Genomic DNA, 14,094 nt, shown 5'->3' with positions numbered 1-14,094 from the left:
CGTAACGCCCGCCCCAAGCCGACCCACCCCCGGCCCCTCCCTTCCAGGGAGGGGTGAAAAGTGTCAGATCACCGGATCGTAGCCCCCGGGGGCGTGGATGCCGCATTCGACCTTGTCGAAGCTGCGCCATCTGCCTGCACGCGGGTCTTCGCCGGGCGCGACCTTGGTCGTGCAGGGTGCGCAGCCGATCGAGAGATAACCCTGCGCCTCGAGCGGATGGCGCGGCAGATCGTGTTCGGCGAAATAGGCGTCGAGCTTGGCCTTGTCCCAGTCGGCGAGCGGGTTGATCTTGAGCCGGCCCTCATCTTCCTCGAACCGCGGCAGCGCGGCGCGGGTGCCGGACTGGAACCCCTTCCGCCCCGAGATCCAGGCGTCGAACGGCGCGAGCGCGCGCCGCAAGGGCTCCACCTTGCGCAGGTCGCAGCAGCCGTCGGGGTCGTAGGACCAGCGCTCGCCCGCCTTGTCCTTGATCGCGAGCAGGCGCGGATCGGGGCGGAAGACGCGCAGGTCGGTGAAGCCGAGGCGCTCGGCGAGCGCGTCGCGGTAGGCCAGCGTCTCGCCGAACATCTTCTGCGTGTTGGTGAAGACGACGGGCGTGTCGCGATCGATTTCCGACACCATGTGAAGCAGCACCGCCGACTCCGCGCCGAACGACGACACCGCGGCGGTGCGGCCGGCAAGCTGGCCAGTCAGCAGTTCGCGCAGCATCTCCTGCGCGGGACGGCCGGCGAAGCGGACTTCCATCGCGGCGGCGTCGACGATCGTGAAGGCGGGGGTGACATCGATCGTGTCGAGCTTGCGCTGGGCGTTACCCATGCCGAAGCTTCCATATCGGCACGCGGTCGTCCGCCGCCTTCTGGTACGGCGTGTCGTAGCGAGCGAGGCTCGCGCGCAATACGTCGGTATCGATCGGTGCCTCGGGGGCGAAGCTGTCGAACCCGCAGCGGCGCATGAGCGGGATCTGGTCGACGAGCACGTCGCCGGCCGCGCGCAGCTCCCCGGTATAACCGGCCTCGCGGAGGATGCGCGCCGACGAATAACCGCGGCCGTCGCGGTAACCCGGAAAGCTGACCTCGATCAGCGCTAGCTGATCAATCTGCGGGAGGATGGCGCGCGCGTCGTCGCCGGCTTCGAGCCGGACCGCGGTCGCGTTGCTCTGGCCGATGAACGCGTCGAGCGTGACGGCGGGCTCGTCATGCGGCTCGTCGTCGCGGAAGCGGAGGAGGGTGAAGTCGCTCATTGGATTATATCCGTCATGCCAGCGAAGGCTGGCATCTCTCGGTTCGGGCCAGGTGCGCTCCACGGGTAGACCCCAGCCTTCGCTGGGGTGACGAGGGAGGAGGCTGGGGTGACGAGGCAGGGTGCGTTACCCATAGATCGCCTCCTTGAACGTCTCGAAGCCGACGCGGCGATAGGTGTCGAGGAAGCGTTCGCCGCCTTCGCGGACCTGGAGATAGCGATCGGTGACGCGCTCGATCGCGTCGACCACGCCGTCTTCGGAGAAGCCGGGGCCGGTGATCTTGGCGAGGCTGACATCCTCCGCGCCCGATCCGCCGAGCGAGAGCTGGTAATTCTCGGTGCCCTTCTTGTCGACGCCGAGGATGCCGATATGGCCGGCGTGATGGTGGCCACAGGCGTTGATGCAGCCGCTGATCTTGAGCTTCAGTTCGCCGAGGTCGCGCTGGCGTTCGAGGCTGGAGAAACGCGTCGCGATCTTCTGCGCGAGCGGGATCGAGCGTGCGTTGGCGAGGCTGCAATAATCCAGACCGGGGCAGGCGATGATGTCGCTGATCAGGTCGAGATTGGGTTCGGCGAGCCCCGCGGCCGCAAGCGCGGTCCAAAGGTCGTGAAGGTCACGCGTACGAACATGCGGCAGGACGATGTTCTGCGCATGGCTGACGCGCAGTTCGTCGAAGCTGTAGCGTTCGCCGAGATCGGCCATCAGGTCGATCTGGTCGGCGGTCGCGTCGCCGGGGATGCCGCCGACGGGCTTCAGGCTGATCGTTACGATCGCGTAACCATCCTGCTTGTGCGTGCGGACGTTCTGGTCGAGCCAGACCGCGAAGTCGGGATCGCTGCGGTCGATCGCGGGCGCGGGGCTGGTGTCGAACTCGGGGGCGCCGAAAAAGGCGGTGATCCGTTCGAGTTCGGCGCGCGGCGGGTCGAGCCCGAGCGTCTTGACCGCGGCGAATTCCTCCTCGACCTGGCGGCGATACTCGTCGGGGCCGATCTCGTGGAGCAGGATCTTGATCCGCGCCTTGTAAATATTGTCGCGGCGGCCGTAGCGATTGTACACGCGCAGGCAGGCCTCAAGATAGCTCATCAGGTCGTCCGACCCGACGAAGTTCTTGATCTCGTGGGATATCATCGGGGTGCGGCCCATCCCGCCACCGACGAAGATCTTCGCGCCCAGCTCGCCGTCCCGCTTGACCAGCTGGATGCCGATGTCGTGGAGGCGCATCGCCGCGCGGTCCTCGTCGGAGGCGATCACCGCGAATTTGAACTTGCGCGGCAGGTAGGTGAACTCGGGGTGGAAGGTGCTCCACTGGCGAATCAGCTCGGCCCAGGCGCGCGGGTCGGCGACCTCGTCGGCGGCGGCGCCGGCGAACTGGTCCGAACTGATGTTGCGGATGCAGTTCCCGCTGGTCTGGATCGCGTGCATCTCGACGGTCGCCAGTTCGGCGAGGATGTCGGGGGTGTCGGCGAGCTTGATCCAGTTGAACTGGAGGTTCTGGCGCGTGGTGAAATGGCCGTAGCCGCGATCGTATTTGCGCGCGATGTGGCCGAGCATGCGCATCTGGCGGCTGTCGAGCGTGCCGTACGGGATCGCGACGCGCAGCATGTACGCGTGGAGCTGCAGATAGAGGCCGTTCATCAGCCGCAACGGCTTGAACTGGTCCTCGGTCAGCTCGCCCGACAGGCGACGGCGGACCTGGTCGCGAAACTCGTCGACGCGCTGGTCGACGATGGCCTGGTCGTAGGTGTCGTATTTATACATTGGTATGTCCGACAGAAGGATTGTTCACGCAAAGCCGCGAAGACGCCAAGAGAAGAGATTGGTTCGCGCAGAGGCGCAGAGACGCAGAGGAGTAGCGCGCGGTGGACTGTCCCGCGTTAGCGGCTGACGAGTCTTGCGCGGCGATCGATAGGGAGGGCCGCTGCGCGGCAGGGGTGACACCTCCGCGTCTCCGCGCCTCTGCGCGAAACACTTTCGTCTTCTCTTCGCGTCTTTGCGTCCCTTCGGCTTCGCTCAGGACAGGCTTTGCGTGAATCATATCACCCAGCTTCCCGCATTCGGATCCGCCGGCTTGAGCGTCAGATCCGGCCGCATTGTGGGCCCAAGCGCGCGGATTCGGTCCTTGATGTGGGCGGGGCGGGGGCCGTCGGGGGTGGCGGTCGCTTCGATCAGATAGGGGACGTTGACGCGACGCGCGCCTTCCTCCGCGGTCAGGATCGATTCGCCCGCGGTGCCGACATCGACCGCGTCCTCGAGATGGCGCGACCAGCCGGTGCCGGTCCACCAGATCACGTCACCGCTCGGAAGGTCGTTGCCCGTCAGAAGTCTCATGCTGCGGCTGCCTCTGCTACCCGTGCCCAACGGGCCAGTTTGTCCTGTGCGTCGGAGAGTTCGACGACCTCGCCGACGACGATGATCGCCGGACTCAGCACGCGTTCGCGGGCGACCATCGCGCCCAGATCGGCGAGCAGAGTCCGCATCGCGCGGCTGCCCTGCAACGTGCCGCGTTCGAGCACCGCGACGGGCATGTCGGGCGCGACGCCGTCGGCCATCAGCTTGTCGGCGATGTCGGTCGCGGTCGCGACGCCCATGTAGATCACGAGCGTGCGACCCTGTCCCGCGAGACCCGACCAGTCCTGATCGGCGAGTCCCTTGCACTGGCCGGCGACGAAGCTGACCGCGCTGGAATGATCGCGGTGCGTCAGCGGCAGCATCGCTTCCGCCGCGCAGCCGAGCGCCGCCGAGACGCCGGGGATGACCTCGACCGGCAGGCCCGCCGCACGGACCGCCTCGACCTCTTCGCCACCGCGCCCGAACACGAACGGGTCGCCGCCCTTCAGCCGCACGACGATCGCGCCGGTTCGGACATGCGCAATGATCAGCGCGTTGATCGCGTCCTGCGGCAGCGTGTGGCGCGCGCGCTGCTTGGCGACGGAGATGCGCTGTGCGTCCGCCGGCGCGATGTCCAGCACGCGCGGGTCGATCAGGCCGTCATGGACGACGATGTCGGCGGTCTTCAGCGCCTCGACCGCGCGGACGGTGAGCAGGCCGGGATCGCCGGGCCCCGCGCCAACGAGGATCACCCGCCCGCGGGCGGTCGGATCTAGGAGACTTGCCATGCTCGGGAGATGGGCGCGGGGTCGCTGCGGTGCAACGGAATGATGCTTTGGGCGGGGGTAGGAGAGCTTGTGTCGCCTCCGCTAAAACCTCGTCACCCCGGGCCTGACCCGGGGTCCCGCTTCCTTCGGTCGCAAGAAGAAGCGGGACCCCGGATCGAGTCCGGGGTGACGGTGGGACGCAAGTCGGACCCGGCGTCTTACCGTCTAGGCGTCGCGCAGGCCTATGCCGATGCTCGCGCGCGCGCTTTCGGCCTCGCTGGAGACCACTGGATAGGCGCAGTAATCCGCCGCGTAATAGGCGCTCGGGCGGTGGTTGCCCGACCAGCCGATGCCGCCGAACGGGGCGCCCGACGACGCGCCGTTGGTCGGCTTGTTCCAGTTGACGATTCCGGCGCGGGCATTGGCCCAGAACCGGTCGTAGAGCGCGGGCGTCTGGCTGATCAGCGACGCCGACAAGCCATAGCGCGTGTTGTTCGCCTCCTGGATCGCCGCGTCGAAATCGTCGGCACGGATCACCTGGAGGATCGGACCGAACATTTCGAGGTCGGGGCGATCGGTGATCGCGGTGACATCGATCAGCGCGGGGATCAGGAACGGGCGGTCGGCGACCGGGCGTTCGAGATGGCGGATCGCACGGCCGCCACGCATCAGCAGCGCAAGGAAGCTTTCGGTCAGCTGGTCCGCCGCTTCGTTGTCGATCACCGGGCCCATGAACGGCGCCGGGTTGGCGTGCGGTTCGCCGACGATGATCCGGCCGATCATCGTGTTGATCATGTCGATCAGCGGGTCATAGAGCTTGGTGTCGACGATCAGCCGGCGCGCCGCGGTGCAGCGCTGGCCAGCGGTGGTGAAGGCGCTCTGGACCACCAGCACCGCGGCGCTGTGCAGGTCGGGCGTGTCCCAGACGATGATCGGGTTGTTGCCGCCCATCTCGAGCGCGAGGATTTTGTCGGGTTTGTCGGCGAACGCGCGGTTGAGCGCCAGGCCGGTGCGCGCCGAGCCGGTAAACAGCAGTCCGTCGATATCGGGGTGCGCGGCAAGCGCCTTGCCCTCGGCGGGGCCGCCGATGACGAGCCGGATACAGGCTTCGGGCACGCCGGCGGCACGGTAGCAGTCGACCAGGAACGCACCGGTCGCGGGGGTCTTTTCGGACGGCTTGAACACCACCGCGTTGCCGGCGATCAGCGCGGGGACGATGTGGCCGTTGGGCAAATGCGCGGGAAAATTATACGGCCCGAGCACCGCGAGCACGCCGTGCGGCTTGTGCCGCAGCGCGACGCGACTGCCCATCTGCGCGTCCATCCGGCGCTGTGCGGTGCGCTCGGCATAGGCGGTGACCGAGATGTCGACCTTCGCGACGACGGTGTCGATCTCGGTGCGGGCTTCCCACAACGGCTTGCCCGTCTCGCGCGCGATCAGGTCGGCAAAGTCTTCGGCACGCTGGCGGACAATGTTGGCGAAACGGCGCAGCGCTTCGACACGGAAGGTGAGCGGTTTCGACGCCCAGGTCGCCCAACCGCCGCGCGCGGCGGCGACTTCGGCGTCGACGTCGCTTAGGGGGTGGCGCCATAGAAGCGCGCCGGTGGCGGGTTCGTGGGAGAGGAGCTCTTCGGCCATGCGCGTTCTTTAGCGCGTAGCGCGAAGATGTCACCAAATCCTCCCCGTGCCGGGGAGGATATCAGGCCAGCGCTTCGCCCATTTCGCGGATCCGCGCCACCTTCGCCGCCAGCACCGACCAGTCGTCGCGCTCGTCGATCGCGGACCAGATACGTTCGACCTCGTCGATCAACATGCTGCACGGTTCGCCCGACCAATAGGGGTGCGACCGGTCCTTGCGCGGGGCGTAGGGCGCGATCGCGGTGCGGACTTCGGCCCAGGGTTCGGCGTAGCTTGCTGGAAGATCCCCCCCGAACACGTCGAAGAAGAATCGGTCGATGCCGATACCGGTGGTGCGCAGCGTGCGTTCGACCAGTTGCACCAACGCGCGATCGTCCTCCGCGCCGCGCGGCGTGACGCCTAGACGCCATAGGATCGCGTCGGTCACCGCCGCCATGTAGCGGTCGCCGAAGCGGTCGAGCGCTGCCACCAGCGGATCGCTGTCGGCAATGCCGCGCAGGCTGATCGCGAGTTGCATGACGTCCCAGTGGATCGCCTCGGGCTGGCGGCCGAACGCGTAAAGCCCCTGATGGTCGAAATAGGCAGCGGTGAAGCCCGGGTCCCAGGTCGGTGCGAACCGCCACGGGCCGTAATCGAAGCTCTCGCCGGTGACGTTGATGTTGTCCGAATTGAGCACGCCGTGGACGAAGCCCGCCGCCATGTAGCGGGCGGCGAGCGTGGCGGTACGGTCGACCACCAGATCGAGCAGGTGGACCGGGTCATCGCTGTCCTCGTCGTAGAGGTTGCGCAGCGTGTAGCCGACGAGGGTCTTCAGCCCCGCGTCGTCGCGTTCGTAGGCGAGGCGCTGGAACGTGCCGATGCGGACATGGCTGTGGTTGAGGCGGACCATCACCGCGCCGCGCGTCGGGCTGGGTTCGTCGCCGCGTTCGAGCGCCTCGCCCGTCTCGATCAGCGACAGCGTCCGGCTGGTCGGGACGTTGAGTGCTTCCAGCATCTCCGTCGCGAGGATCTCGCGCACGCCGCCCTTGAGCGTCAGGCGGCCGTCGCCGGATCGACTCCACGGTGTCCGGCCCGACCCCTTGGTGCCGAGGTCCATCAGCCGCCCGTCCGCGTCGCGCAGCTGCGCGAAGGTGAAGCCGCGGCCGTCGCCGATGTCGGGATTGTACGACCGGAACTGATGGCCGTGATAGCGCAGCGCGAACGGCTGCGGCAGCGTGTCGGGCAGGGCGACGAAGCGGCCGAACGCCTGCACCCATTCGGTGTCGTCGAGCGTGTCGAGCCCGACTTCGGCGGCGGCGCGGTCGTTCCGGAAACGCAGGCGGGTCTCGGGAAAGTCGGCGGCGGTGACGCGGTCGTAGAACTGATCTCCGAGCGTCAACAGGCGGGCTTCGGGGCGATAGGCTTGCGGGCGGGTGGGCATCCGGCGATATGGTGTCCGCCACCCGAAGGACGCAACCATGGCCGCTTACGAAAACCGATATTGGTGGTCCAAAGATGGGCTGCGCCTGCACGCGCGCGATTACCCCTTGGTTGCGGGGCAGGGCGGTGACGATACACGCCCGCCGATCCTGTGCCTGCCCGGACTGACGCGCAACGCGCGCGATTTCGATGCGCTCGCCGCGCGGCTCGCGGGGCGGTGGCGCGTGATCGCGGTCGACCTGCGCGGCCGCGGTGAGAGCGCCTACGCCAAGGACCCGATGTCCTATGTCCCGCTGACCTATGTCCAGGATGTCGAGGCGTTGCTGGGCGAGCTCGGGATTGGGCGGTTCGTCGCGGTCGGGACGTCGCTCGGCGGGATCGTGACGATGCTGCTCGCGGGGCTCGAGCCCGGCCGGATCGCGGGCGCACTCCTCAACGATATCGGGCCGGATATCGAACCCACCGGGCTGGCGCGGATCCGCAGCTATGTCGGGCGCGGAAGCATATTCCCGACCTGGATGCATGCGGCGCGCGCGGTGTCGGAAGCCCAGGCCGACATCTATCCCGAGTGGGAGATCGAGGACTGGCTGGCGATGGCCAAGCGGATTTACCGACTCAACAGTTCGGGCCGGATCGTGCTCGATTACGATCTGAAGATCGCCGAGCCGTTCCGCGTGCCGGGCGGCGGCGCGGGGCCGGATATGTGGGCGGCGCTGGCCGCGCTGCGCGACGTGCCGACGCTTATCGTGCGCGGCGGGCGATCGGATCTGCTGTCCGCCGGCGTCGCGGACCGGATGATCGCCGCGCTCAACCAGGCCGAGCTGGTGACGGTGCCCGGCGTCGGCCACGCGCCGACGCTCAGTGAACCGGTCGTGCAGGAACCGATCGACCGGTTGCTCGCGCGCGTCGCGGAACCCGTGGCGGGCTGACGCGCTGGGGTTTGGATTATCCAGGAGTGTTCATGACCAATTTCACCGATGCGCTGCAGCTGCGCGCGCTCAAGGGCCGTCGCGCGATCATCAGCGGGGGAACCACGGGGATCGGCCGCGCGATCGCGGTGCTGCTCGCGTCCCAGGGCGTGAAGGTGTTCATCTGCGGGCATGACGACGATCACCTCGCCGATGCGCTGGCGCAGATCCGTGACGTGGGGGAGGGCGACGGGATCACCATCGACCTCGCCGATCCGGACAACGTGCTGGCCTTTTTCGACGCGGCAGAGGCGTATCTGGGCGTGATCGATGTCGCGGTGATCAACGCCGCGATCGCCGCCGGCGGGCTGACGCAGACCAGCGAGGAAGACCTGCGGCGGATCATCGCGATCGACTTCACCGCCTATCTGCTCAGCGCGCATGCCGCGGCGGCGCGGATGAAGCCGGTCAGCGACCTGATCCTGATGGGATCGATGAGCGCGCATGTGCTCGGGCCCAGTTCCACCGTCTATGCGGGGATCAAGGCCGGGATCGCGGGCTTTTCCGAGGCGCTGCGCCGCGAGCTGGGGCCAAAGGGCATCCGCGTCGCGCTGATCGAGCCGGGCAAGACCGGATCGAACATGCAATATCCCGATGTGCCCGACGAAAAGCAGCGCGCGATGATCGCCGCCGACGAGATGCTGCGCGGCGAGGATATCGCGGCCGGCGTCCACTATCTGCTGACGCAGCCGACACGGACGGTGGTCCAGCAGTTGACGATCGTCCCCCGCGGGTTGGAAGAATAGGGGGCGCCCCCGAACCCACTGTTCTCCCGCGAAGGCGGGAGTCCAGGGCAACAGGCGCCAACGTTCGTGACTCCTGGGCTCCCGCCTTCGCGGGAGAACGGTAAGGAATTAGAGATGCTCGACCATCTGATTTTCACCCCCGCCGACATCGACCTCGCGCGCTCCCCGCTCGCCGGCAAGATCAACACCGAGACCTATGTGCTCGGCGCTTTCAACCCCGGGATGACCCGGCTCGCGAACGGCAATCTGCTGCTGATGGTCCGCGTCGCCGAAGCGCTGCGCAAGCCGGTGTTCGACGGCAAGGTCCACGCAATTCGTTGGGATGACGGCGCCTACTGCCTGGACGGCTGGCCGCTCGAAATGGTCGACACCAAGGATCCGCGCAAATTCTTGATCCCAGGCGGCGGGTGGAAGGTGATGGCGCTGACGTCGCTGTCGTGGCTGCTCCCGGTCGAACTCGACGCCGAGGGGCGCTCGATCGTCGCGGTGCATTACGATCGCGCGATCGCACCGCGGACGTCGTACCAATGCTACGGCGTCGAGGATGCGCGGATTTCGAAGGTCGGCGACCGCTATCTGATGACCACCTGTTCGGTCAGCCCGGAGCGGCATTCGACCACGCTGTACACGTCCGACAACGGCCTCGACTGGGACCTGCAGGGGATCGTGCTCGATCACCAGAACAAGGACATGCTGATTTTCGAAGGGCTAGTGGGCGGCCAATATTGGGCGCAGACGCGGCCGCTCGGCGACCTGTATTTCGCCTATCCGCCGGGCAGCGAATGGCGCGCTGGACCGTCGATCAACCTGTCGCGCTCGCCCGACGCGCTGCACTGGAAGCCGCACGACAAACCCGGCATCCGCCCGCATGCCGCGACCGTCTCGACTGCACGGATGGGCGGCGGATCGCCCCCGATCCTCACCGACCGCGGGTGGCTAACGCTGTGGCACGGCGTCGAGCCGTCGGGCGTGGTCGGCATCTATCGCACCTATTGGTCGATCCTAGGCCGCGACGATCCGAGCGTGACGGTGGCGACCGAGCACACACCGCTGCTGGAAGCGGCGCCGGCGCTGACCGAGCCGTTGAAGGACAGCATGTACGTCGACAACGTCGTGTTCACGACGGGCATCGCCGACGCAGGCGACTTCTATGTCGTGGCGAGCGGCGAGGCCGATCTCGCATGCCGGATCACGCATATCGGCAAGGATGTGTTTGCTGGTTGATGTCGGTCTGTGGTGGTGAGCGGTCCGGCCGCTTTCGGGCAGCGAGAAAGGAAAGCAGACGTTGGCGTAATCCGCCCCAGCGGCCTATCATCGGGCATGACAAATCAGCTTCGGTGGGGGCTTTATGTGCTGGCGGCGGTAGTCGGCATCGCTGGCGCGGCTTTGGGCCTGAGCAAAGGTGGCACGCTCTCAATCATTGCCCTCGTGGTGATACCAATCGAGCTTGCCGTACGCCGTCAGTCGGGCTGAATGTCGCGATCTGGTAGTTAGCTGCCGTTCGCCGCTTCATGATCAGGATCGACATGTATTAACCGATCTGGCGGCAACTGACCTATGAACCCCGAGTCCCCGTAGCCGCTTCCACAAAGCACTATGGCCGGAAGATCCAAGCCATCTTCTTGGCCCTTTCCGAAATCGATCTGGATAGGGGTTGGCTTACCACTCTCGCGAACTACGACGTGACAGATTTGACGCGCTTTAAGATCGTGAAAAACAGATAATGCGTGACTGTAGGTTGCCTGTGGCGCAAGACTCACAAAGGACATCTTCAATCTTTTCTGCCCACGCGGCGGGTCATAAAACGGTAAATCAAGTTTCGTTGATGGATTTGAATCCCACTTTCCGTTCCGAAATGTAGCTGCTTGGAGTGACGCTGGAACGGTCAATTCAAGAGAGTCCGCACCGACATAGGTGATAGATGCGTTCAGGCGGTAAAAGCGGTCATATACCCAAAAGCCATCTGCTATCGACAGCGCGACGGCGATGGTTCCCAAAAGCGCCGTACGATGTCTCATCGGAGTAGGATAACCGATCTCGTGATGTCCGCAATTGGGCGATAGCAAACTCCCTGCCTTGGCCGGGGTGAAGACGCGTCCCCGACGCACGAAGATCTCACTGTCCTACATGCGCCTGCTTGGCACGAACGCGGCATGGGCGCTTGCCCGTCTTGCCCGCCCGCGCATCGCGCCGAGCGGCGCCGGGAAAGGGCAACCGAGGCGGTACGTAGCGTGACGGTCCTCAACTTCCACCACCGAATCGGAGCCGCGACTCGCATGTGCCGCGCGGGACCGTCCCCCCGGAGGGCTTGCGCCTTGAACGCCCCCGCGAAACTTGGCATCGCGGCCGTCATGCCCGCACCCGTGAAAATCCTGCATCTCCATTCCTCGTTCAGCCTGGGCGGCAAGGAGGCGCGGGCGGTTCGGTTGATGAATGCGTTCGGGGATCGGGCGCGGCATACCATCGTGTCCGGCGTGCCCGACGCGCTCGACGCGCGGGATTCGATCGCCAAGGGCATCGCCTATGAGATCGCGCAGTCCCCGCCGCCGCTGACCGGGCGGCCGTCGGTCGCGCGCTACGAGGCGATCGCGCAGTATATGCGGCGGTTCGATCTGGTGCTGACCTACAATTGGGGTGCGATCGACGGGGTGATGGCGCGGCGCGCATTCGCGAAGGGGGCGCCGCCGCTGGTGCATCACGAAGACGGGTTCAACGCCGACGAGGCGGGCGGGCTGAAGATCGAACGCAACCTCTACCGGCGGTTGGCGCTGGGTGCGGCGCATGCGCTGGCGGTGCCGTCCGAGGTGCTCGAGGACATTGCGCTCAAGACCTGGAAACAGCCGCGTGCGCGCGTCCACCGGATCGTCAACGGCATCGGCACGGCCTATTACGCGCAGAAGCCCAAGCCCAAGGCTATCCCGGGCTTCGTGCCCAACGCCAAGCAGGTCGTCATCGGCGCGCTGGCGGGGCTTCGCGACGTCAAGGATCTGACCGCCCTGGTGCGCGCGGTCGGTGGCGTCTCCGGCCGCGTGAAACTGGTGATCGTCGGCGAAGGGCCCGAACGCGCGAACATCGTCCAGGCGGCGGCGGCGATGGGGTTGCGCGACACGCTGGTGCTGCCCGGATTCCTCGACCGGCCCTATCGCTATATCGGCCATTTCGACATTCTCGCGCTGTCGTCGCGCAGCGAGCAGTTTCCGATCTCGGTGGTCGAGGCGATGGCCGCGGGCCTTCCGATCGCGAGCTATCCGGTCGGTGACGTCGCCAAGATGGTCGCGCCCGAGAATGCGCCGTTCATCACCAACCATGCGAACGAGGTGCTGTTGCGCGACGCGTTGCAGGCCCTGGTGTCCGATCCTGCGCTCCGCGCCTCGGTCGGGGCGGCGAACCAGGCGAAAGCGCGCGCCGCGTTCGACGAGGGCGTGATGATCGACCGCTACCGCACGCTGTACGAAGGGGCGATCGGACGGCACGGTGCGTTAACGTAGGATGTATTTGCTCGCGCGTTGCATCCTTGCGTTATAGGAGGCCGTATTTTTCCGGGAGAGGTATTGTCGTGTTCAAGGGCCTGAAGCCGATCGTTTATAATGGCCGGGAAGTCTGGCCTTTGGTGGAAGGCGGCAAGGGTGTTGCGGCGACCAACCATGCGTCGGCCGGTGCCTGGGCGGCGGCCGGGGGAATCGGCACCGTGTCGGCGGTCAACGCGGACAGCTACGACCCCGCCGGCAAGATCATCCCGCAGGTCTATAGCGCGCTCACGCGTCGCGACCGCCACGAAGAGCTCGTCCAGTACGCGATCGAGGGTGCCGTGCAGCAGGTCGAGCGCGCGTACGAGATCGCCGGCGGCAAGGGCGCGATCAACATCAACGTGCTGTGGGAAATGGGCGGCGCGCAGCGGATCCTGCACGGCGTACTCGATCGCACGCGCGGCAAGGTCGCCGGCGTGACCTGCGGCGCGGGCATGCCGTACAAGCTGTCCGAGATCGCGGCGTCCTACGGCGTCCATTATCTGCCGATCATCTCGTCGGGCCGCGCGTTCCGGGCGCTGTGGAAGCGCGCCTATTCGAAAGCGGCGGAGTGGCTCGCCGCCGTGGTGTACGAGGATCCGTGGCTGGCGGGCGGGCATAACGGCCTGTCCAACGCCGAGGATCCGCTCAAGCCGCAAGATCCGTATCCCCGCGTGAAGGAATTGCGCGACGTGATGCGCGAAGGCGGGATTTCCGACGACGTGCCGATCATCATGGCGGGTGGCGTCTGGTATCTGCGCGACTGGAACGACTGGATCGACAATCCCGAGCTGGGGACGATCGCGTTCCAGTTCGGCACACGCCCGTTGCTGACGCGCGAAAGCCCGATCCCGACGCAGTGGAAGGATGCGCTGACCACGATCGAGCCCGGCGACGTGCTGTTGCACAAATTCTCGCCGACCGGTTTCTATTCGAGCGCGGTGCGCAACCCGTTCCTGCGGATGCTCGAGGGGCGGTCCGAGCGTCAGATCGCGTTCTCGACGCAGGAGGCGGGCGACCATGTCTTCCAGCTCGACGTCGGCGTGAAGGGCAAGAATTTCTGGGTGACCCGCAACGACCTGCTGCGCGCGCGCGGGTGGTTCGGCGAGGGCTTTACGGTCGCGTTGAAGACACCCGACAACACCCTGGTGTTCGTCAACCCGACCGAGAAGGACATGATCCGCAAGGACCAATCCGACTGCATGGGCTGTCTGTCGCAATGCTCGTTCTCGAGCTGGGCGGATACCGAGACCAACTCGACCGGCCGGCTGGCCGACCCGCGCAGCTTCTGCATCCAGAAGACGCTGCAGGATATCGCGCATGGCGGCGATATTGACCAGAACCTGATGTTCGCGGGACATGCCGCCTATAACTTCAAGAAAGATCCGTTCTATTCCAACGGCTTCGTGCCGACCGTCGGACAGCTGATGGACCGGATCCTGACGGGCGACTGAGCGGTCCCGTTCGCGCCGAGCGGTATCG

The 14,094-nt window shown here is 66.4% G+C and carries 14 protein-coding genes; 6 read left to right on the top strand and 8 right to left on the bottom strand.

Annotated elements, in window-relative coordinates; genetic code table 11:
• Positions 1-63: 63 nt before the first annotated feature.
• The 7 genes from U1701_RS06445 to U1701_RS06415 form a co-directional block, all read right to left on the bottom strand.
• Positions 64-816, bottom strand: a complete 753-nt coding sequence (locus U1701_RS06445) for a phosphoadenylyl-sulfate reductase (RefSeq protein WP_332781719.1) — start codon at positions 814-816, stop codon at positions 64-66.
• On the bottom strand, positions 809-1,240 hold the full coding sequence (locus tag U1701_RS06440; protein WP_332781718.1) for a DUF934 domain-containing protein: 432 nt from the start codon (positions 1,238-1,240) through the stop codon (positions 809-811). The genes U1701_RS06445 and U1701_RS06440 overlap by 8 nt, the downstream gene beginning before the upstream one ends.
• Before the next feature lie 126 nt (positions 1,241-1,366).
• Entirely contained in the window at positions 1,367-2,998 is a 1,632-nt protein-coding gene (locus U1701_RS06435) for a nitrite/sulfite reductase (protein WP_332781717.1), read from the bottom strand.
• A gap of 273 nt (positions 2,999-3,271) precedes the next feature.
• Complete coding sequence (locus U1701_RS06430; RefSeq protein ID WP_332781716.1) at positions 3,272-3,568, bottom strand: DUF2849 domain-containing protein; 297 nt, start codon at positions 3,566-3,568, stop codon at positions 3,272-3,274.
• Complete coding sequence (cobA, locus tag U1701_RS06425; protein WP_332781715.1) at positions 3,565-4,356, bottom strand: uroporphyrinogen-III C-methyltransferase; 792 nt, start codon at positions 4,354-4,356, stop codon at positions 3,565-3,567. Before cobA ends, U1701_RS06430 begins: the two co-directional genes overlap by 4 nt.
• Before the next feature lie 204 nt (positions 4,357-4,560).
• Entirely contained in the window at positions 4,561-5,973 is a 1,413-nt protein-coding gene (astD, locus tag U1701_RS06420; protein WP_332781714.1) for a succinylglutamate-semialdehyde dehydrogenase, read from the bottom strand.
• 61 nt (positions 5,974-6,034) lie between these two features.
• On the bottom strand, positions 6,035-7,393 hold the full coding sequence (locus tag U1701_RS06415; RefSeq protein WP_332781713.1) for a protein adenylyltransferase SelO family protein: 1,359 nt from the start codon (positions 7,391-7,393) through the stop codon (positions 6,035-6,037).
• Positions 7,394-7,430: 37 nt separating this feature from the next.
• Between U1701_RS06415 and U1701_RS06410 the strand changes: the two genes are divergently transcribed.
• The 4 genes from U1701_RS06410 to U1701_RS06395 all read left to right on the top strand — a co-directional run bounded on the left by U1701_RS06410 (position 7,431) and on the right by U1701_RS06395 (position 10,579).
• Entirely contained in the window at positions 7,431-8,321 is an 891-nt protein-coding gene (locus tag U1701_RS06410; RefSeq protein WP_332781712.1) for an alpha/beta fold hydrolase, read from the top strand.
• A gap of 32 nt (positions 8,322-8,353) precedes the next feature.
• The gene (locus U1701_RS06405; RefSeq protein WP_332781711.1) at positions 8,354-9,106 is read left to right on the top strand and encodes an SDR family oxidoreductase; all 753 of its coding nucleotides are present in this window, start codon (positions 8,354-8,356) and stop codon (positions 9,104-9,106) included.
• A 114-nt stretch (positions 9,107-9,220) separates the two neighbouring features.
• Positions 9,221-10,330, top strand: a complete 1,110-nt coding sequence (locus U1701_RS06400) for a glycoside hydrolase family 130 protein (protein WP_332781710.1) — start codon at positions 9,221-9,223, stop codon at positions 10,328-10,330.
• Between the two features lie 96 nt (positions 10,331-10,426).
• Positions 10,427-10,579 (top strand): hypothetical protein, encoded by a 153-nt coding sequence (locus tag U1701_RS06395; RefSeq protein ID WP_332781709.1) that lies wholly within the window; start codon positions 10,427-10,429, stop codon positions 10,577-10,579.
• A 17-nt stretch (positions 10,580-10,596) separates the two neighbouring features.
• Here the strand turns inward: U1701_RS06395 and U1701_RS06390 are convergent, their stop codons facing one another.
• Positions 10,597-11,124, bottom strand: coding sequence for a hypothetical protein (locus U1701_RS06390; RefSeq protein ID WP_332781708.1), 528 nt, complete (start codon positions 11,122-11,124; stop codon positions 10,597-10,599).
• Positions 11,125-11,457: 333 nt separating this feature from the next.
• Between U1701_RS06390 and U1701_RS06385 the strand changes: the two genes are divergently transcribed.
• Complete coding sequence (locus tag U1701_RS06385; RefSeq protein WP_332781707.1) at positions 11,458-12,594, top strand: glycosyltransferase; 1,137 nt, start codon at positions 11,458-11,460, stop codon at positions 12,592-12,594.
• Between the two features lie 68 nt (positions 12,595-12,662).
• On the top strand, positions 12,663-14,066 hold the full coding sequence (locus U1701_RS06380; protein WP_332781706.1) for an NAD(P)H-dependent flavin oxidoreductase: 1,404 nt from the start codon (positions 12,663-12,665) through the stop codon (positions 14,064-14,066).
• The last annotated feature ends 28 nt before the right edge of the window (positions 14,067-14,094 follow it).

The sequence above is a fragment of the Sphingomonas rhamnosi genome (genome assembly GCF_036663615.1).
Classification (GTDB): Bacteria; Pseudomonadota; Alphaproteobacteria; order Sphingomonadales; family Sphingomonadaceae; genus Sphingomonas.
The sequence above is the reverse complement of the archived record's forward strand: the minus strand, read 5'-3'. Positions and strand labels throughout refer to the sequence as shown.

Bases quoted from the DNA above. Each gene is read 5' to 3' on its own strand.
- astD (WP_332781714.1), bottom strand. From the start codon at position 5,973: ATGGCCGAAGAGCTCCTCTCCCACGAACCCGCCACCGGCGCGCTTCTA.
- cobA (WP_332781715.1), bottom strand. From the start codon at position 4,356: ATGGCAAGTCTCCTAGATCCGACCGCCCGCGGGCGGGTGATCCTCGTT.
- U1701_RS06415 (WP_332781713.1), bottom strand. From the start codon at position 7,393: ATGCCCACCCGCCCGCAAGCCTATCGCCCCGAAGCCCGCCTGTTGACG.
- U1701_RS06435 (WP_332781717.1), bottom strand. From the start codon at position 2,998: ATGTATAAATACGACACCTACGACCAGGCCATCGTCGACCAGCGCGTC.
- U1701_RS06410 (WP_332781712.1), top strand. From the start codon at position 7,431: ATGGCCGCTTACGAAAACCGATATTGGTGGTCCAAAGATGGGCTGCGC.
- U1701_RS06395 (WP_332781709.1), top strand. From the start codon at position 10,427: ATGACAAATCAGCTTCGGTGGGGGCTTTATGTGCTGGCGGCGGTAGTC.
- U1701_RS06405 (WP_332781711.1), top strand. From the start codon at position 8,354: ATGACCAATTTCACCGATGCGCTGCAGCTGCGCGCGCTCAAGGGCCGT.
- U1701_RS06385 (WP_332781707.1), top strand. From the start codon at position 11,458: ATGCCCGCACCCGTGAAAATCCTGCATCTCCATTCCTCGTTCAGCCTG.
- U1701_RS06445 (WP_332781719.1), bottom strand. From the start codon at position 816: ATGGGTAACGCCCAGCGCAAGCTCGACACGATCGATGTCACCCCCGCC.
- U1701_RS06390 (WP_332781708.1), bottom strand. From the start codon at position 11,124: ATGAGACATCGTACGGCGCTTTTGGGAACCATCGCCGTCGCGCTGTCG.
- U1701_RS06430 (WP_332781716.1), bottom strand. From the start codon at position 3,568: ATGAGACTTCTGACGGGCAACGACCTTCCGAGCGGTGACGTGATCTGG.
- U1701_RS06440 (WP_332781718.1), bottom strand. From the start codon at position 1,240: ATGAGCGACTTCACCCTCCTCCGCTTCCGCGACGACGAGCCGCATGAC.
- U1701_RS06400 (WP_332781710.1), top strand. From the start codon at position 9,221: ATGCTCGACCATCTGATTTTCACCCCCGCCGACATCGACCTCGCGCGC.